Below are 18,507 nucleotides of genomic sequence, written 5' to 3'. Positions count from 1 at the left end.
GCTCTAGATTGAATGATGATGATATTCTACATGACCTGAAGTACAGAATCTGGCTTGTTCACTAGAATTTTTATCACAGCGCGATACACTAGAGCGTGTTTAGTGCATAGAGTAGACTAAGTGGAAGCATGAATAAGGACAATATGAATACAGCCCCAATGCACATTTATCCCCTTTTCGGTGCCGTTTCACTCATGTTGCTTTTAAGCGGATGTGCTAGTCAGAAAACAAGCTCTGTTAGTCAAAAGCCAAAAGATCCTATCAAGATCGAGCAAGCAAGTGAGCAAGAGACTTTTGACTTTGACTCAATAGTCGAACGCTATAGGCGCGAGCAAAACATTAGTTCCCTGCTGAGTCAATTGACTACTCTGGCCCAAGATTTTGCCAATCAAGGCGACTGCTTATCTGCAAATGCCATTGTAAAGAACACATTAAATTTAGCGCCTGAGGCATTGTCAAACCCCGCTGGTTATACAGGCTTAAATGACGCTCGTGAAGCTGAAAATATAGCAACCCTGCATATTATTCGAAGCGAATGTGCCATAGCTGAGTATTTCGGTCTGTCGGGTAAGGGCATTAGTGCGCAAAGCATTGCAAACACATCCGATGTTAAGGCCTCTGCAATCGCCTTAACAGAAGCTCGTCTATTGCTGCTACGACGCTTAAGTACTCTAACTCGGAATACATTCGATTCATCAGTCATATCTGAGGGCCTTATTCAACGCTTGAATTTTATCAATAGTGTTGAGAAAGGACTCGCAGGCGCACATCGCGAAGCCCTCAGTCTTGCTCTTCAATCTCTTGGTGATGACGACACACGAAATAAAGATAGCTGGGAGTGGCTGTTTGAAACATTCTCTCGACTTTCGGCACCCGAGCGACGCGAAATTATCAATAACGCAGGTGCAAATGCACAAGTCTTGTTTTCTTTTAATGCCATGATAAGTACGGTGGAGAATCCAGATTTAAGCAAGTCTCAGCGTATTGAGCAACTCTCAAACATCGTCGCAGAAACGCGCATACAAGATGACTATGTGCCGATATCTATTCAAGAGTTTCTCGACCAAAACATGCTTACACAGGAAAAAATTGCGGTTCTCCTCCCGCTATCAGGACGTCTCGAAAATCAGGGAGAGGCCATAAAACAAGGCATTCTTGCCAGTTATTTCACTCAACTAGATCGCAGCACCAAAGCGTCCCAAAGGAGGGGGCGTTTCAATAATCAACAAGCGCCTAATATAAGCTTCATCGATACCGGTTCATTTCAAGATTTACCAGCCCAAATCACTGCCGAGGCTTTGAGCGAATATTCTCACATCATCGGGCCGCTATTGAAAAGCCATGTAGAGCAAATTCAAAGCTTAACATCAAAGTCTGTTGCAAGAATTAGTCGCGAGCAAATGATTGGAAACCCTTTATCAAACCTTGCGCCTGACGTCACCAGTCCTTCATATCCTGCGATTTTGTATCTTAACGAAGTATCTGAACCAGAATCGGGTGTAGAGGGGATCTATTTTGCCCTTTCGCCAGAGCAAGAAGCACAACAGCTAGTGGAAAAAATGTTACGTGCAAACATTCGCCACCCCGTTTTAATTCAAGATAGTTCCAGCGTGACGCAGCGAATGACAGACGCATTCGTCAAAGCCTGGGAGGTTGCACAAAATGGTAGGGCTGAATCGGCGCCTAGTATTGTGGAATACACTGACAACAAAGCAATGCGTGTCGGCATTACATCTGCCTTGAACGTGCTGCAAAGTCAGCAACGCATTAATCAACTGTCTAATTTGGTCAATGAAGAAGTGTACAGCGTAACAAGAAATCGCAGAGACGTTGACGCATTTGTGATTTTTGCGAGACCCAATGAAGTAGAACTCATCAATCCCATTATTGAAAGCAGTATGAGCTTGTTCACCGACAAACAGATCCCCGTATATGCAACCTCTTTTAGCTACAACCACAAGCAAAATAAAAACACACTACGCGATCTCAGAAACCTCGTCTTTGTAGATATGCCTTTTGTGCTTCCAATGGGCCGTGAAAGTCAACTTGCATCAGAAATTGACAGCTTGTTCAACGAGCCCTCTAGCACCTTCTTACGCCTTTTTGCCTTTGGTTATGACGCCATGAGCCTCAGCACTGATGCAACGCGAATGCGTATTTTCGGGCAGGTTGAATCACAAGGGCTGTCAGGAACACTGAAGGTCAACAGAAATGGACTCGTGCTGCGAGAACTGAAGGTGAGAGAAATTCAAGCAGGGGGATAGATGCCAATTAAGCAATGGATTGCTAGTGAAACCGGTGCGAAAGCCGAACAAGTGGCAAAAGGATATTTGATTGATCAGGGGCTTGGCTTTATTACTGAGAATTTTCGCTGCAAAGCGGGCGAAATTGATTTAATTTTCAAGGATATGCAACAATTTGTCTTTGTAGAAGTCAAATATCGCGAAACCGATTCTCATGGCAGTGCCGCCCATATGTTTACGCGCGCAAAACGGCGTAAACTTGAGCGAGCAATCATGTGCTATTTGCAGGCACTTGATTTAAACTTACACCATACTTCTTTGAGAATAGACCTCATCGCAATCGATAAACAAAATATCAATTGGATACAAAACGTGTAGACAGCAATAGGAGTGACACATCCGTGCTAGATAATATTAAGAAGAACTTCACGCAAAGCATTCAAACAAAAATCGCGGCGGCTGAACAGTTGCCGGAGCCAATTGCAAAAGCGGCTCAGATGATGATAGATGCACTCATTCAAGGCAATAAGATCCTGACCTGCGGAAACGGCGGCTCAGCTGGCGATGCCCAACACTTTTCATCAGAGTTGCTTAATCGTTATGAACGCGATCGACCACCTTTGCCAGCGATTGCCCTGACCACCGATTCTTCAACGCTAACTTCGATAGCAAATGACTTTTCCTATGATGAAGTCTTTTCCAAACAAGTCAAAGCGCTCGGTCAACCGGGCGACATTTTATTGGCAATATCAACCAGTGGAAATTCACCAAATGTGATCAGTGCTATGCAGGCCGCTTTATCCAGAGACATGACCATTGTTGCTCTCACTGGAAAAGACGGTGGTGAGATGGCAGGCTTAATTGGTGAGAACGATGTGGAAATTCGCGTGCCCTCCTCACGAACAGCACGAATTCAAGAGGTGCATCTGCTCGTTATCCATAATTTGTGCGAGTCTATCGACAACGCGCTATTCCCAATCACTGACAGCGAGGGCTGACGTATGTTTAAACACCTAGTGCTGCTGGTGCTGTGCATTCATCTTAGCGGTTGTGTGTCTGTCGTGGCAGTGGGCGCTGCCGGCACTGCCGCTGTGTCAGCCAGCGACCGAAGAACAGTCGGTACACAGATTGATGATAAGACCACAGAAGCCCGCGTAAATGCCGCAGTAAATGACGTAGTTGCGATTGATGACAATGCAGCTATCAGTGTGCATGTTTACAATGGCCAAGTGTTATTAACCGGCCAAGCAAAGATACAACAGATCATCGACGCAGCGTCGCGCGCTGCAGCAAGCGTTGCCAACGTGAATAAGGTACATAATCAGGTTCGCCTAGGCAGTCCTATCCCTGCCACAGCGACTATGAACGATATTTGGCTAGGCACCAAGATTAGAACACTAATGACAGCTGAAGAGAAAGTGCCATTGTTAAAACTTGATCTTATTGTTGAAGATAGCGAAGTATTCATTATGGGACAGCTAACTAAAAGCGAAGCGACGGCCGCAGTGGACATTGCTCGCAACGTGCAAGGCGTTTCGAAAGTAGTAAGGGTGATGGAGCTACTGAATTAAGTCGATCCGGTAAGCGTGACTAAATTAGCGTATTGACTGAAGACGAACACGACTATTTTATGACACGCAAGCTGGCTTTTTTGCCTTTATTCGGCGTTGGTGAGGGGCTAGGAGGTTTCGGAGGTTCATCATCACCCATGGTTTCTGCAGTAAACACGGTTCCAGCGCCGTTCTCTTTTGCATAAATCGCGCTCACCGCAAAGCAGGGAAATTGCACTAACATCGGTTGGCCACTAAAGCGAGCTTGAAAGCTTATTTGCTCTAAGTCCATATAGAAATTGACGCATGCGCTTGGCGAAACATTCAATACAATTTGTCCGTCTCGTACAAACTCGCCGGGTACTTGACACCCTTCTATGCTCGCATCAATCACCATATACGGAGTGAGGCCATTATCAAGGATCCAATCAAAAAATGCTTTAAGCATGTAGGGCTGATTAGATGTCATTCCTGTCATAATTGCATTTCCTTCACAGGGCTTTGATAGCGACCTAAAGCGTGGACAACCTTGTACCTACAAAGGATTGTGTATCTCACGCTCTTGATCTGTCAAAGACGCTTTGAACGAACCACGCTCAAAAATACGCTTCATATAGGCATTTATTTCGCGTGAGCCAGTTCCACTGAGCGTAATGTCTAGTGCTGGCAGTCGCCATAATAGCGGTGCAAGATAACAATCGACTAGACTAAACTCTTCGCTCATAAAATAAGGCGTTTCGTTAAATACTGGAGCAAGACTTAAGATTGCTTCTCGCAAATCATTTCGTGCTTGCTCTGTACCCTCTTCATTTCTGAAGATACGACCTGCTAAGCTATACCAATCTTGTTCAATTCTGTGCATCATCAAGCGGCTTTGACCTCGTGATACTGGATACACTGGCATAAGTGGCGGATGGGGGAATCGCTCATCGAGATATTCCATGATGATATGCGACTTGTATAACACCAATTCACGGTCAACAAGCGTTGGGACAGTGCCGTAAGGATTTAATTCAAGTAATTCTTCGTTTAACTGAGTAGGATCAGTAAAGATGATTTCTACTCCAACCCCTTTTTCAGCAAGTACAATGCGTACTTGATGGCTATAGATGTCAATATTGTCAGAGAACAGGGTCATGATTGAACGTTTGTTGTTGGCTACCGCCATTAAAAACCTCCGCATTCTTCGCGCCTAGCAAGGTAAGCAGTAGAAGAACTTTTTGCATGTAAATAGAAGATATCAAAAGGGGGCGTAATGCCCCCTTATGGAAAAAGACTCGCGATTATAGAGTATTACTTTAAATCTCGCCAGTATTCTTTCTTCAGCAAGTATGCTAAAACAAAGAAAATCACGATGAAGATTAATACTTTTTTACCAATCGCTTCTGACTGTAAGCGTGAGGGCTCACCGGTATATTCTAAAAAGTTCACCAAGTCTCGCATGGTAGCGTCAAATTCATCAGGTGAAAGTGCGCCGTTGCCATCCACAACCAACTCAAAAACGTTGGTCTCTTGCATCGAACCATCAACCATACGTTCATTGTATTGTTTACGCGGTGTTCCTTGCAAAGGCTCCAAAACATGAGGCATGCCTACATTAGGAAAGACTAAATTGTTTACACCAAAGGTTTTACCCTCTTCAGCATAAAAGGTTCTCAAGTAAGTAAACAGCCATTCAGGCCCTCGCACTCTCGCTACCAAAGTCAGGTCGGGTGGCGGAGCACCAAACCAAGTCGCTGCATCTTCAGCCGGCATTGGGCTAGTAATATAATCACTCACCTTTTCGCCAGTAAACTGCAGATACTGCTGACCTAAATCTTCGGGAATACCCAAATCATTAAACGTACGCTGGTATCGTTGATACTGCATTTGGTGGCAACCCAAGCAGTAGTTCATAAATATCTTTGCACCGTTTTGTAGAGATGCTTGGTCAGTTAAATCAATATCCACGTCATCTAAGGGATAATTAGATCCCGCAGCCATCACCATACCCGGAATGAGCAATAAAAGGGCTAAGCATTTTCTCATTTCGGGATCCTCTCTGGTACCGGTTTGGTTTTCTCACTTTTCGAGTATATAAACAAGAGAATAAAGAACCCGAAATACATCACAGTTGCAATTTGAGATGCAACAATTTTCCAGTTTTCTTGAGGCGTGCCGCCCAAGTAACCCAAGAACACAAACACGATTGCAAAGACAATGAGGTTGGCTTTGTGCAAGCCACTTCTGTAGCGCCATGAACGCACATTACTTCTGTCCCACCATGGCATTGCAAATAAAAAGCCAATTGCGGCAAACATGGTAAGCACACCACCGAGCTTATCAGGCACCGCTTTTAATATGGCGTAGAATGGCGTGAAGTACCACACAGGGAAAATGTGCTCTGGTGTTTTGAGCGGATTCGCTATTTCAAAATTCGGATGCTCCAGGAATTTGCCGTCCATTTCAGGTGCAAAGAACATGATATAACAGAAAATAAACAGGAAGACCGCAAAAGCGACCAAGTCTTTCAATACAATGTGCGGGAAGAAAGGCACCACATCATCGGCAATGTCGTACTTGCTAGTGTAGTATTCATGTATTTGGAAAGATGTTTTTTCGCTTTCCGGCAAGCTGCCTTTCTTATGTTTGATAGCCACACCGTCAGGATTATTTGAACCAACCTCGTGAAGCGCAACAATGTGCAAGAACACTAAAATTACAATCACCAGTGGAAGTGCAATCACGTGCAGAGCAAAAAATCGATTAAGGGTAGCGCCAGAGATGACGTAGTCACCCTGAATCCACTCCACCAAGTCTGGACCAATAACAGGAATGGCACTAAACAAAGAAACGATTACTTGCGCGCCCCAGTAGCTCATTTGCCCCCAAGGTAATACGTAGCCCATGAAGGCTTCAGCCATAAGCGCAAGGTAAATTAGCATACCGAAAATCCACAACAGTTCGCGTGGTTTTTGATAAGAACCGTACATCATGCCTCTAAACATATGCAGGTACACAACGATGAAAAAGGCAGATGCGCCTGTGCTGTGCATATAGCGAATTAGCCAGCCGTAATCGACTTCACGCATGATATACTCAACTGACGCGAACGCGCGCTCAGCGGAGGGTTCGAAGTTCATTGTCAACCAAATACCAGTCACAATCTGGTTTACTAATACAATGGTTGCTAAAAATCCAAAGGCATACCAAATATTCATATTTCGTGGCGCAGGATATTGAATCGCATGCATATTTGCCACGCGCATCATTGGAATGCGTTGTTCAATCCAATTTAGAAAGCCATTCATTATGCTTCCTCCGCGTCTGAACCGATGAGAATTGTATTATCGTCGATAAAGTAATAAGGGGGAACGACCAAATTCAAGCCTGCTGGCACGTTTTGGAATACTCTACCGGCCATATCGAATTTTGAACCGTGGCAAGGGCAGAAGAAACCATTATCTACCCCTTCCTCATATTCAGAGAACGCGCCTTCGGTTAAATGCTGAGGGGAGCATCCAAGGTGAGTACAAATACCCACCAACACCAAAAGCTCTTCTTTTCTTGAGCGATACTGATTTTGCGCATATTCAGGCTGTTGCTCAGCTTCTGAGCCTGGGTCTTTAAGCTTGTCTTCAACTTTTGCTAACGATGCAAGCACTTCTGGCGTGCGCTTAACAACCCACACTGGTTGACTACGCCAAATCTTACGTATCAACTGTCCGTCCTGAATACCGCTGATATCCACCTCAACGTCGGCACCCGCCGCTTTGGCTCTGGCACTTGGTTGCCATGATGCTATAAACGGCACTGCCGCTCCCGCTACACCGACCGCACCAACGACTGAAGTCGCTACGGTGAGGAACTTGCGCCGACCATTACTGGGCGGGGTAGCTGGGGACTGTGCTGACGCATTAGCATCTACTGATACATCGCTCATCAACTGTTCTCCGAGTTAGACAGGTCGTAATCCTGCTGTTTGAATATTCAAGACATTTATCGGCAGGTATTTAAACGAGTGAAATACGTGCAGCAAACAAGAGAATATTCAGGCTTAAAATTTCACCGCGTATGGTAAAAGAAAACACTTAGTAAACACAAGGATTTACTGCCAAAAAAGCAATGTATTCCCTGATTTAAGTCAACTATTTTGCACACTCACCCTAATATCGCCATGAGACCATAGTCTTTTTGATTTCGCTTGCATAAAGATGAGGTGAGCTAGGATAATCGCTCATACAAATTATGTCTGTTATTTGATCTTTCGAGTGACCACGCCCTGCTCAGTCATCACAACCGGTAAAATAAAACCGTCTTCGTCAAAATGCATTTCATCAATCGCAACGACACGATGGTGTGGGCTCTCATTAGGGATAGGCCGCCGGTGATATACGAAATAGTAATCATCGCTATCGGGAATATGTAGAACAGAGTGATGACCGGCACCGGTGGCTATTGGCGCTTGTGATGACATTACGACCCCAACGCGCTCAAATGGCCCCTCAACCGAGTCTGAAATACTGTAGGCCACCTGATAACTGTTGTCAGCCCAATCTCCTTCAGACCACATGAAATAATACTTACCATTTCGGATAAACATCACAGAGCCTTCAACGTAACCTTCTGGTGTAACTTCCTTGAATAACTCACCGTTTTCCCACGGCTCAAAACCTGTGAAATCCTCATTTAGGCGACCTAAGTTACAATGACCCCATCCGCCATAAAAAAAGTAATGCGTGCCGTCGGTGTCTTCAAATATAAATTGGTCGATAGGCTGAGCACCGTTATAGAACTCTGAAATTAATGGCTGCCCTAGATAATCGCGATAAGGGCCGCCGGGACTATTAGCAACGGCAACGCCTATGCCGCCAAAATGATTAATGTCATCATCAGGATTCCACCATTTTCTATCGGGCGTTTGCGGGTCGTTTGCCGCGAAAAATAAATAGTATTGATTGTCTTTTTCAACGATGGCAGGCGCCCACATCGCTTGCTTTGCCCAAGAAATAATATCGTTATCAATGATATTTTCATGCTTTTGCCAATTGGATAAGTCGGTCGATGAAAAAGCATCCATGTGCAGCTGCGCTCTAAACTCATCGGAATAAGTGGGGAATATCCAGTATTGATTGTTGAAAATGGCTATCTGTGGGTCAGCATACCACCCGTCAAACAAGGGATTGCCGCTGTAGGACTCAGGATTCTCTGGTGCGTCTTCCGGCAACTTTGTGCATCCATTTAAGCATAAAATTGCCAAAAATATGCCCGACGCGGTTGACAGCTTCATCACAACTCCACTTAATAAATTTACTTGTAAGAAGTATGCTTGTCATCTTTAAAAAAAGCGAATAGTATAATTTTTGAACATTCAAGGACTCACCTTTAAAAAGGACATATAATGAAATACACAAGCACCTTAAAAACACTTCTAGCATGCTCAATTGCTGTTTTCTCAATCAATGTATTTTCTGCAGCGCTTAGCGACGGCATAATTGACAAGTACGTTTCGTCTATCAACCAAATAAAATCAAGTGACAATCCTAATGTGCAATCCATAGAAGGCTCATTGATGAATAATGGAATGAGTTTTGATGTGGATAGTGACGGCAAGATTGCGCTCGCCTCACAAATGCTTGCTGGTCTGGAATCCGCTCAAGTTGATGCGCTTGAAGACGTCGTCGAGGACGCAGGGTTTGATGATTTAGATGAGTGGATAGATATCAGCAATCGCGTATCTGCAGCAATGCTAGCAATTGAAATGGAGAACGAGCCCATGGATATGTCTGAGCTTACTCCTGAAATGATGCAGATGATGCCACAAACGATGCGGGACCAGCTCGAAGGCACTTTACGTATGTTAGAGGCCGCCAAAGACGTCCCGCAAGCAGATATTGATGTAGTAAAAGCAAACATGTCCAAGCTTGATTCACTCTAGGGCGTGTTGATCTTTGCTGTATGATTTTGCAGCAGTTTGTGCGCTATTTAGACAAAGAAACGCAATTGAAGTGTAGTCATCTACATAAAATTGCGATGATGCAGTATAAATGGTGCACAAGCGCTCACTGCTGTGGGAGCCACAAAGGGTACGCTCTGTGTGTCCACCGCTCTTTGTTACATGCTCTTGATGCAGATATACTGCACCTGCGAGCATGTGCCGCGATCGATGAACACACAGAGCGTACAAAATTCATACAGCAAAGATCAACACGCCCTAGTTACAAGCAAGTAAATTCAAAGCGCTAAACAGCCATGAGCTATCGTTGCGGTGATTCCTTATCACTGTTGACGATAGCTACAATCAAAACAAACATACACAAAACCAGATTGAACAAAGGCACTTGCAAATCGCTAGGCATGGAGTAAATGATAGATACTGCCGGTATCCACACAATCCATGTGCTGACTAAAGTGGTGAAAACTTGATTAATAAATAGAGCGAAGTGAAAGGTTTTTGTGAATATAGTGACGCTAAAACGGCAATCACGAAATAGAAACCAAAAGGTTAGAAACGGAGAGGCAAAAAAGGCGCTGAATATAAATTGGTCGCACAGCACCTTCTTTACAACCGTTTCCAGCGCATTATCGTCACCAAACATCACGCTTTGGAATTGATAAAACTCATCAATGACAAAGCCCATAAACCCCCACAGTAAACAGTAGAACAGCATTTGCTGGATTACTTGCCCTCTTACCTGCCCCGTCCTAAGTAAAATCAAAAATGGGATCAAACCGCCGAAAATACTGGTTGATAAGATGGCAAACACTCGACCATACGTGCTTTTTAATTCAGCGAAAAAGCTAAACGTGGGTTGAGCGGCATCCCAGTAAAAATATGACAAGGCAAGACATAGCGCAATGAGCTGAAGGTACAGCGCAGGTTTGAGATTTATCAAGATTGCCGAAGCAATCTTGTCTTTTAATGCGCTTTGTTGCAATGACGGCATACAATCTAAGGCGTGAGGCAATAAGGAATTTGCCTGTATTAAACCTCTTTAGTTGCTGACAACCAATAGACCGATTAAAAAGCGTAAGCTCATTTATATATTCATTAACCTCAACTCGGGATAAGCGATAGTGCAAATGTTTGTTTCAACGATGTATTTAATAAATTGTCACCAAGTAGTGATAAAAACGTGAAGTGCAAGGCGCAAAAGAGACGTAATAGTTATTCTATTGCTCGCTTTTGCAACGCAGTAATTCGCGTTTTTAGCGCTGCTTGGCGCTGTCGCTTATCCCGAGTTGAGGTTCATTAATCTTTTATGGTGCAAATGCAACAAGAGCACAAAACGTGCTCTTGTTCCTTATCCGAATTCGTTAACCTAATTATTCAGTGTATCAAATACGTTTTCAGACATACTTTTGCGGCGGCTGTCGTCAACTGAGCGCACCTTTGCTCCCCAACTCCACCAGGTTCGACCCGTGCTTTCCTCAAAATCGATGACAATCCCATTGGCTGACACATTGTTAATGATTGGCGCATAAATACCGCCGACTCGATCATTGTTAATGTGCTGGCTGTGATTCACCTTCTCACCCATTAGTATCGGATAATGATTGGCAAGTAATGCACTTGGAGCGCGTGCAGAGCGAAGCACACCGTTATTGCGAATACCGGAAGAACAAGAATCGTAGCTACTTGCGCGATTTGACCCGCAAGCACTGTGCAAAGGCACTACACTGTCATCTTTACCGGAAATGAAAGGTTTGGTAATGCCTAAAAACTCAGAGCCAGTGCCTACAAAACGCAAGCGTGGAATACCCTGATTGCCTTGTGCAATATTTCGAGCGTTAGCCGGGCGTAAATCATTCACTACCCCCAAACCTGAACTTGATGGGTCTACACCTAAGAATGCACGAACCACTTGGCGAACAGTAAAATCTACGAATCCGCCGCCGGTCGCAACATTTGATGCAAGATCCGCTAACTCTGTACCCCCACCCGCGCCAGCAAAATCGATAACCGTTAAAACTTTAACCCGATTCCTATCAATCCCCCACTGCCCAAGACGATTCAAGGCATCTCGCAGCACTAAGTCACCTGTTGAATGCGTTACAAAGACACAACCACTCATACACAGTCCGCTGGATTCGAGCTCCTCAAAATGTCGACGGAACTGATCTTTTACACCTCCACTGACTCTGTCGGTACTCGAAAAATAATGGTGACGGTCGGCGCGCGCCGTCCAAAAATCGCCAAAATACTCACGCGATTGTTGAAGCAGGAACTGTTCGTTGGGTGGCGTATTTTGTAAATCGGTAAAGTTAAAGCCGTGTACCAATATTACCGGTTTACCCGCTATCGACGCAGTAGCTGATGCCGATATGCAAAAAAGACTTAAAATACACAATCGTAGTAGTTTCATATGCTTTCCTAAATGTGTTACTTCCCGTGTTTTTATAAGCTTGACTATTAAGCGTTATCAAGCCTGCTTGAATGCCGCCTGATCAATTACCGCTAACACTGCTCAAGCGACGTAAAAATGCCTCACGCTCTTGCGCTAAAGGATCGACATACGCCTTATCCTCATAACGCTCAAACGAAAAGGCCTCAATGTGTAGCGCTTCGATGGCGCTATTTCCGGCGCTATCATAAAGTTCGCCATCTTCAGCGCCCCGTCGTAATGAGAAGTGTTTCAACATATAAGGCCCTTCGTTCGCACTTACTTTAAGCGCTTGGATATGCGCTTTTAGCACTATCTCTTGGTCGCCAACTCTCAAACGCGCTTCCTCCTGCAGTTGAACCAAAGGTGCTTTGCCGTTCGCATCAAAAAGCACTGCACTCAAAAAATAATAGCCAGCATCGTGCACATCAATTTTAAGGGGTAGGTCTAAGTACTCGGCATTCGGGTTTGCATTACCCAGCCCTACAATAGTGGCGGAGGGATCGTTATACTTAAGCGCAGCGCTAGAGAAAAACACTTCCCCATCTACTTCAACAGTCGCAGCTATCTGAAGCTCAGGCGGGAGGTCTAGTTCGGCTAAGTCGGAGCCGTTAATTGCACCCCTCAACTCCCAGCTTTGCTTAAAGCCGGTGTCTAAATCCAGCGTAAAAAGCGCATCTCCATTAATATCGCTAAGTATTGCAATAGCATCTACAGATGCAGTTCTAGGTACTTTGCCGACACTTACCAACACCTCGATGTCATCACCGCTAAAATGCTGATATTGCTTAGTCGCTACCGACAATTGAACCTGCCCGTGCATATTTGAATCCAGCTCAAAGGATGTGGCATTCTCTTCAAATGCCGAAAACACGATCACTTGCTCAGGATTGAGCACTGGCTGGGAGCCGCGCGGATACTGTGCGCTTTGGCTATAGGCAGTCGCAATGTCTTGAATTTGACTTGCTAGGGTAAAAACGGCCTCATCAGCAGGCGCTTCGACTACGCTGAGTGACATGCCTGTGGCTACATCGGCACTTGATGGGTCGTATGCTTGATTTTTAGCTTGATTATTAGGCGACGAAAGCTCAGCTGAATTATCTATGGTTGCGTCAGCATTGAGTAACCAAAACAGTCCAGCGGTGAGGATGAGAAAAATGGTTATTAACACAAGCAAAGTTGAGTTGCGCATGAACTTGTCAGGTCATCGGATGAGACAGAATTACAGTTTAAACAAATAATTTACATTTGTTAACAACTAATTCACATTGCAAGAACAAAATTGAAAAATAAGTTGTTTGGCTTCGATTTATGCCTCGGGGTGGGCTGATGCTTTGGCAAAGTCTCCAAAACCATGGATGGTTTTGGCGAAGCGGCCATGGATGGCGAAGAGCGCCTTTGCCAAAGCATCAGCCCACCCCGAGGCATAAATCAAAGCCAAAAAAAACCCCGCAAAAGCGGGGTTTCAAACAATCTATACAGATTAACGTTTTGAGAACTGTGGACGCTTACGCGCTTTGTGTAGACCCACTTTCTTACGCTCAACTTGACGTGCATCACGCGTCACAAAGCCTGCTTTGCGAAGCGCAGGGCGAAGCCCTTCGTCATACTCCATAAGAGCACGAGTGATACCGTGGCGAATCGCGCCTGCTTGACCAGAAATACCACCACCGCTTACGGTGACGTATAGGTCAAACTTGTCGCTCATTTCAACTAGCTCAAGTGGTTGCTTAACAATCATTCGAGCTGTTTCACGACCAAAGAACACGTCTAGAGGACGCTTGTTTACTACGATGTTACCGCTACCTGGACGAAGGAAAACGCGAGCGGTAGAGCTTTTTCGACGGCCTGTGCCGTAATATTGTGTATCTGCCATGTTGCTCGCTCCTTAAATATCCAATGCTTGTGGTTGCTGTGCTTGATGTGTGTGCTCAGGACCGGTGAAGACTTTCATCTTACGGAACATTTCGCGACCTAAAGGGCCTTTAGGCAACATGCCTTTAACCGCTTTTTCTAGCACCATCTCAGGCTTCTTTTCGATCATCTTTTCAAATGTCGCTTCTTTCAAACCACCTGGATAACCAGAGTGAGAGTAGTACACTTTGCCTTTAGCTTTGTTGCCAGTAACTGTGATTTTCTCAGCATTTACGACAACGATATAATCGCCAGTGTCTACGTGAGGTGTGTACTCTGGCTTGTGCTTACCGCGCAATCTGCTTGCGATTTCAGCTGCTAAACGACCTAGCGTTTTGTTCGTGGCGTCTACCACAAACCAGTCGCGTTCTACGCTTTCTGGCTTTGCAACAAAAGTTTTCATTAATTATTACCCGAATTATAAAATAAAGTTATGTATATCAACCATTTGGTCCCTTCGAACCGGTCAATCTTCCACCGTCCCAACGGTGGGCGTAACTGGGCAGGTCGCGAATTATACAGATTTTGGAGGAAAAGCGAAGTTATTTATTAATACAAACTCCCCGATTAATGCCGGGAAATATTAAGAACGCCGCTTACCCGGCTCAATCGAAGCACCATTTTATTTAAAATAGACGCATTTGCCACTTCAATGGTCAGTTTGATAAGTGCAGTGTTGTCTTTGGTGTTAGATAGACTATTCACGCCCAACAGGGCAATTTTTTCGTTGATAAGCTCAGTGGTTAGGTCGCGTAAAATACCATCGCGGTCTTCACTAAGCACATCGAGGGTTGTCCTGAATGCGCCTCGATCGTCATCCGCCCAGCTCACTTCTATTTCGCGCTCTGGATGAGTTTTCAATAGATGTTCTAGCTGCGCACAGCCTTCTTTGTGCACACTCACACCTTTACCCAGCGTGATATAGCCTATAATGCTGTCTCCTGCTACAGGTTGACAGCACTTTGCCAGCGCACTGAGCAAATTTCCTACGCCCTCTGCAATGATAGGCTGATTCGACTTAGCTTTCCTAGGCTTTCTAATTTTCGCCTCGACCGGCTCCTCAACCACCGGCGCGTACTTTTGCTGAAGCGCGTTAACCACATTCATTACTCGCACGTCGCCCGTGCCAATGGCGGCATAAAGGTCATCAGCGGTCTTCACATTATATTTTTCGCAAAGCTCAGCGGCATATTTTATTGCGATATTGACTTTATTTAACTCTCGCTCAAGCAGCTCTTTACCCGCTTCACGATTTTTATCCTTATCTTGTTTTTTAAAATAGGAATGAATAGTCGCCCGCGCTCGCGCGCTGTGTATGTAACCTAAACCTGGATGCATCCAATCACGAGAAGGATTAAGCTTTTTGCTTGTCAGGACGTTTACCTGATCGCCTGTTTGAAGCTTGTAAGTGAAAGGCACTATCCGATCGTTCACTTTAGCGCCAGTGCATCGATGCCCGACATTGCTGTGAATATGATAGGCAAAATCTAGTGGTGTGGCGCCATGGGGCAAATCTATAACATCCCCTTTTGGCGTGAAAACATACACTCTATCTTCAAATACTTGACTTCGGAACTCTTCGATTAAGTTGCCAGACTCTGCCATTTCCTCTTGCCAAAGCAAAATTTTGCGAAGCCAGTTTACGCGCTCGTCAGTGCTGGCGTTGCTACCTGCGCTTCCTTCCTTATATTTCCAATGCGCAGCAACCCCGAGTTCGGCATCCTGGTGCATTTGCTCGGTACGAATTTGGATTTCGATGGATTTACCCTCTGGACCAACGATCACGGTATGAATACTTTGATAGCCATTACTCTTGGGGGTGGCAATGTAGTCATCAAACTCTTTAGGAATATGTCGGTAATGGCTATGCACCGTGCCAAGCGCTGCGTAGCAATCTTGTAAGCGCTTAGCAATGATCCTCAGCGCGCGGATATCAAACAATTGTTCAAAATCCAGCTGCTTCTTTTGCATTTTCTTGTAAATACTATAGATATGCTTGGGGCGGCCAATCACTTCTACTTGAATACTTTCTTCGTCCATTAAACTTTGCAAATGCGCAACAAAGTCGCTGATGTATTGCTCTCTATCTAAGCGTTTTTCTTTCAGCATTTTTGCAATACGCTTATAGGTTTGCGGGTGTAAATAGCGAAACGAAAGGTCTTCAAGTTCCCATTTTAATTGCCCTATGCCGAGCCTATTTGCCAGAGGCGCATAAATTGTTGCGCATTCACGAGCGGCAATTACTCGTGTTTCCTCATCCTCGTCTTTAATTTGATGCAAATGGCAAATTCGCTCGGCCATTTTTATCACCACGGCTCGCACATCCTCCACCATGGTCAGCAGCATATTTCTGAGCTTTTCTACTTGTACACCATTTGACTCAGAGCGCGACTGCAAGGTCTTAATCGCATCCATTTTGCGCACGCCTGCGACCAAATCCGATATAGATTGACCAAACTTTTCGGAAATATCTTCTGCATTCAAGTCGTGAATTTGGCAATAGGGAAACACCAGTGCAGCCTGCAGGGTTTCATCGTCCATGTGAAGCTCATGAAGAATTTCCACCATTTCCTGCCCAATTAACAGAATATCAGGCGTATCAGAGACTTTTCGCAGCTTATCTTTAGTAGAATCAGAGACCGGCAGTTGTATTAGCCACTGCTCAAAGGCGGGGCGCTGAGATTGATGAACACTGCGGATTGACACCATAAGATCTGCCTAACTAGCCTCAATAAATAACCTGAATCCTGTTTAAGAAACGGCTCTCAGTAACGCGAGAATTTCGAATTACTACGTTGCAAAAACCAGCAATAGAATAACTATTACGTGACTTTTGCGCCTTGTACTTCACAATACTAGCAGCACTGAGTGTAAAAATTAATTTAAGTAACCCGAACTCTGGATAAGAGGCAGTGCAGGAATATAAAAAGTGCTGAGATTTCAGATTGTTAGACTCAGTAGTCCTAATGGCGTGGAGGACAAGGCATAAAAGTGACGTAATAGTGAGATTCTATTGCTCACTTTTATAACGCAGTAATCCGCGCCATTAGGGCTGCTGAGCGCTGTCTCTTATCCAGAGTTCGGGTTAAGTACGTAAAACAATCGCTTGCACCATTCCTTAAACAAGATTCAGGTTAAATATGAAGTCGATGGTGTTTAGTGTATGCGTTTTCACTTTTACACGCTAGACCAAACCGCCTCTGTTAATGCTAACTTTCAATCACGACCGTTGCAGTCGCGTAGGCTTGTTCATCAGCAATACTGATATGTAGACTGCTAACGTGATTCACTTCACACCAATGCTCAAACGCGCCATGCGCTAGTAAGATTGGTTTACCGAAGTCATCGTGTCCAATTTCAATATCTTGCCAACTAAAACCATGCCCTATCCCCTTCCCTATTGCTTTGACAGTTGCTTCTTTACTGGCAAATTTCTTCGCTAAATATCGAGCCTGTTTCAGGGTTTTTGGGGGTGGCGTATCAAGCACATGGGACGTATTTTCATCAACACCTAGCTTGTCAAATTCTTTGAATTCAAAATCGGTCAGAATACGTTTTGCAAGCGCGAGTGACTTTTCAAGGGACTCTTGAATACGTGTGATTTCAACGATGTCTGTTCCGATGCCAATAATCATTCAGTGTTCACACTGCTTGGAAATTGCGTTCTAGCTTCTTGCATCAGACATCGCATGTCTCTCACCGCTTTTTCAAGTCCGTCGAAGGCTGCGCGAGCAATAATTGCATGTCCGATATTCAGTTCAATCAGTTGGGGAATGGCCGCAATCGTTTTGACGTTATGATAATGCAGTCCATGACCTGCATTCACTTTGAGTCCTAGCCTATCGGCATATTCAATACCATTAACTAGCTTTTTCAGCTCCCGAGCAGCTTCATGCTCGTCTTTTGCTTCCGCGTACTGCCCCGTATGAATTTCAATATAAGGAGCGCCAGCATCAACCGAGGCCTCAATTTGCTTTTCGTCAGCGTCAATGAACAGCGAAGCTTGGGTATTTTGCTCACTTAGCTGAGTACATGCTGCCTTTATTTTATCGAAATTGCCCACTACATCCAGCCCACCTTCGGTGGTTAATTCTTCGCGTTTTTCAGGTACTAAGCAGCAAAATTCCGGCAACACTTTTGCAGCAACCTTCAGCATTTCTTCTGTGACTGCCATTTCCAAATTCAGACGGGTATTGATGGTTTCTTTTAATAAGAAAACATCTTTATCTTTTATATGTCGCCTATCTTCGCGCAAATGCACGGTGATGCCATCAGCCCCCGCTCGTTCGGCAACATCCGCTGCATGCACAGGCGATGGATAATTCGTGCCGCGAGCATTTCTCAAAGTCGCAATATGATCGATGTTTACCCCTAAAAGGATGTCTTGCATAGTGTCATTCTCGCTAGATAAGTGCGCGTTAGAGCCAATATACTACT

At 44.7% G+C, this 18,507-nt stretch carries 19 protein-coding genes; 5 read left to right on the top strand and 14 right to left on the bottom strand.

Annotation, left to right across the window (positions count from 1 at the left end; genetic code table 11):
• Positions 1-143: 143 nt before the first annotated feature.
• From PN836_RS18975 to PN836_RS18960, 4 genes are read left to right on the top strand one after another with little or no spacing between them, the layout of a single operon-like run.
• Entirely contained in the window at positions 144-2,264 is a 2,121-nt protein-coding gene (locus tag PN836_RS18975; RefSeq protein WP_395341382.1) for a penicillin-binding protein activator, read from the top strand.
• A complete protein-coding gene (locus tag PN836_RS18970) occupies positions 2,265-2,621 on the top strand; it encodes a YraN family protein (protein ID WP_395341380.1) in 357 nt (118 codons plus the stop codon).
• A 23-nt stretch (positions 2,622-2,644) separates the two neighbouring features.
• Positions 2,645-3,241 (top strand): phosphoheptose isomerase, encoded by a 597-nt coding sequence (locus PN836_RS18965; RefSeq protein ID WP_395341378.1) that lies wholly within the window; start codon positions 2,645-2,647, stop codon positions 3,239-3,241.
• Between the two features lie 3 nt (positions 3,242-3,244).
• A complete protein-coding gene (locus tag PN836_RS18960) occupies positions 3,245-3,814 on the top strand; it encodes a BON domain-containing protein (protein WP_395341376.1) in 570 nt (189 codons plus the stop codon).
• A 52-nt stretch (positions 3,815-3,866) separates the two neighbouring features.
• Here the strand turns inward: PN836_RS18960 and PN836_RS18955 are convergent, their stop codons facing one another.
• From PN836_RS18955 to PN836_RS18930, 6 genes are all read right to left on the bottom strand, one after another.
• Positions 3,867-4,262, bottom strand: coding sequence for a ClpXP protease specificity-enhancing factor (locus PN836_RS18955; RefSeq protein ID WP_395345748.1), 396 nt, complete (start codon positions 4,260-4,262; stop codon positions 3,867-3,869).
• A gap of 66 nt (positions 4,263-4,328) precedes the next feature.
• Positions 4,329-4,961 (bottom strand): stringent starvation protein SspA, encoded by a 633-nt coding sequence (gene sspA, locus PN836_RS18950; RefSeq protein ID WP_395341374.1) that lies wholly within the window; start codon positions 4,959-4,961, stop codon positions 4,329-4,331.
• A 125-nt stretch (positions 4,962-5,086) separates the two neighbouring features.
• A complete protein-coding gene (locus PN836_RS18945; protein ID WP_395341372.1) occupies positions 5,087-5,821 on the bottom strand; it encodes a cytochrome c1 in 735 nt (244 codons plus the stop codon).
• The gene (locus PN836_RS18940; protein ID WP_395341369.1) at positions 5,818-7,083 is read right to left on the bottom strand and encodes a cytochrome b; all 1,266 of its coding nucleotides are present in this window, start codon (positions 7,081-7,083) and stop codon (positions 5,818-5,820) included. Before PN836_RS18940 ends, PN836_RS18945 begins: the two co-directional genes overlap by 4 nt.
• Positions 7,083-7,715 (bottom strand): ubiquinol-cytochrome c reductase iron-sulfur subunit, encoded by a 633-nt coding sequence (gene petA / locus PN836_RS18935; RefSeq protein WP_395341366.1) that lies wholly within the window; start codon positions 7,713-7,715, stop codon positions 7,083-7,085. Before petA ends, PN836_RS18940 begins: the two co-directional genes overlap by 1 nt.
• Before the next feature lie 312 nt (positions 7,716-8,027).
• Positions 8,028-9,062 carry a glycoside hydrolase family 43 protein gene (locus PN836_RS18930; protein WP_395341364.1) on the bottom strand — a complete coding sequence of 345 codons (1,035 nt, stop codon included), beginning with the start codon at positions 9,060-9,062 and terminating at the stop codon, positions 8,028-8,030.
• A gap of 111 nt (positions 9,063-9,173) precedes the next feature.
• Between PN836_RS18930 and PN836_RS18925 the strand changes: the two genes are divergently transcribed.
• Positions 9,174-9,710 carry a hypothetical protein gene (locus tag PN836_RS18925; RefSeq protein ID WP_395341361.1) on the top strand — a complete coding sequence of 179 codons (537 nt, stop codon included), beginning with the start codon at positions 9,174-9,176 and terminating at the stop codon, positions 9,708-9,710.
• Between the two features lie 319 nt (positions 9,711-10,029).
• Here PN836_RS18925 and PN836_RS18920 read toward each other — a convergent pair whose 3' ends face one another.
• The 8 genes from PN836_RS18920 to pdxJ form a co-directional block, all read right to left on the bottom strand.
• Positions 10,030-10,740, bottom strand: a complete 711-nt coding sequence (locus PN836_RS18920; protein WP_395341360.1) for a hypothetical protein — start codon at positions 10,738-10,740, stop codon at positions 10,030-10,032.
• 354 nt (positions 10,741-11,094) lie between these two features.
• Positions 11,095-12,138 carry a hypothetical protein gene (locus PN836_RS18915; RefSeq protein ID WP_395341358.1) on the bottom strand — a complete coding sequence of 348 codons (1,044 nt, stop codon included), beginning with the start codon at positions 12,136-12,138 and terminating at the stop codon, positions 11,095-11,097.
• 82 nt (positions 12,139-12,220) lie between these two features.
• Positions 12,221-13,348: a hypothetical protein gene (locus PN836_RS18910; RefSeq protein ID WP_395341355.1), complete on the bottom strand. Its 1,128-nt coding sequence runs from the start codon at positions 13,346-13,348 to the stop codon at positions 12,221-12,223.
• Between the two features lie 291 nt (positions 13,349-13,639).
• A complete protein-coding gene (rpsI, locus tag PN836_RS18905) occupies positions 13,640-14,032 on the bottom strand; it encodes a 30S ribosomal protein S9 (protein ID WP_395341352.1) in 393 nt (130 codons plus the stop codon).
• A gap of 12 nt (positions 14,033-14,044) precedes the next feature.
• Positions 14,045-14,473, bottom strand: coding sequence for a 50S ribosomal protein L13 (rplM, locus tag PN836_RS18900; protein ID WP_395341351.1), 429 nt, complete (start codon positions 14,471-14,473; stop codon positions 14,045-14,047).
• Positions 14,474-14,637: 164 nt separating this feature from the next.
• The gene (gene relA, locus PN836_RS18895) at positions 14,638-16,779 is read right to left on the bottom strand and encodes a GTP diphosphokinase (protein WP_395341349.1); all 2,142 of its coding nucleotides are present in this window, start codon (positions 16,777-16,779) and stop codon (positions 14,638-14,640) included.
• A 500-nt stretch (positions 16,780-17,279) separates the two neighbouring features.
• Positions 17,280-17,705, bottom strand: coding sequence for a holo-ACP synthase (gene acpS, locus PN836_RS18890; protein ID WP_395341346.1), 426 nt, complete (start codon positions 17,703-17,705; stop codon positions 17,280-17,282).
• Positions 17,702-18,460: a pyridoxine 5'-phosphate synthase gene (gene pdxJ / locus PN836_RS18885; protein ID WP_395341344.1), complete on the bottom strand. Its 759-nt coding sequence runs from the start codon at positions 18,458-18,460 to the stop codon at positions 17,702-17,704. The genes acpS and pdxJ overlap by 4 nt, the downstream gene beginning before the upstream one ends.
• Positions 18,461-18,507: the final 47 nt, after the last annotated feature.

The organism is Ningiella algicola, from assembly GCF_028401415.2.
Classification (GTDB): domain Bacteria; phylum Pseudomonadota; class Gammaproteobacteria; order Enterobacterales; family Alteromonadaceae; genus Glaciecola.
The sequence above is the reverse complement of the archived record's forward strand: the minus strand, read 5'-3'. Positions and strand labels throughout refer to the sequence as shown.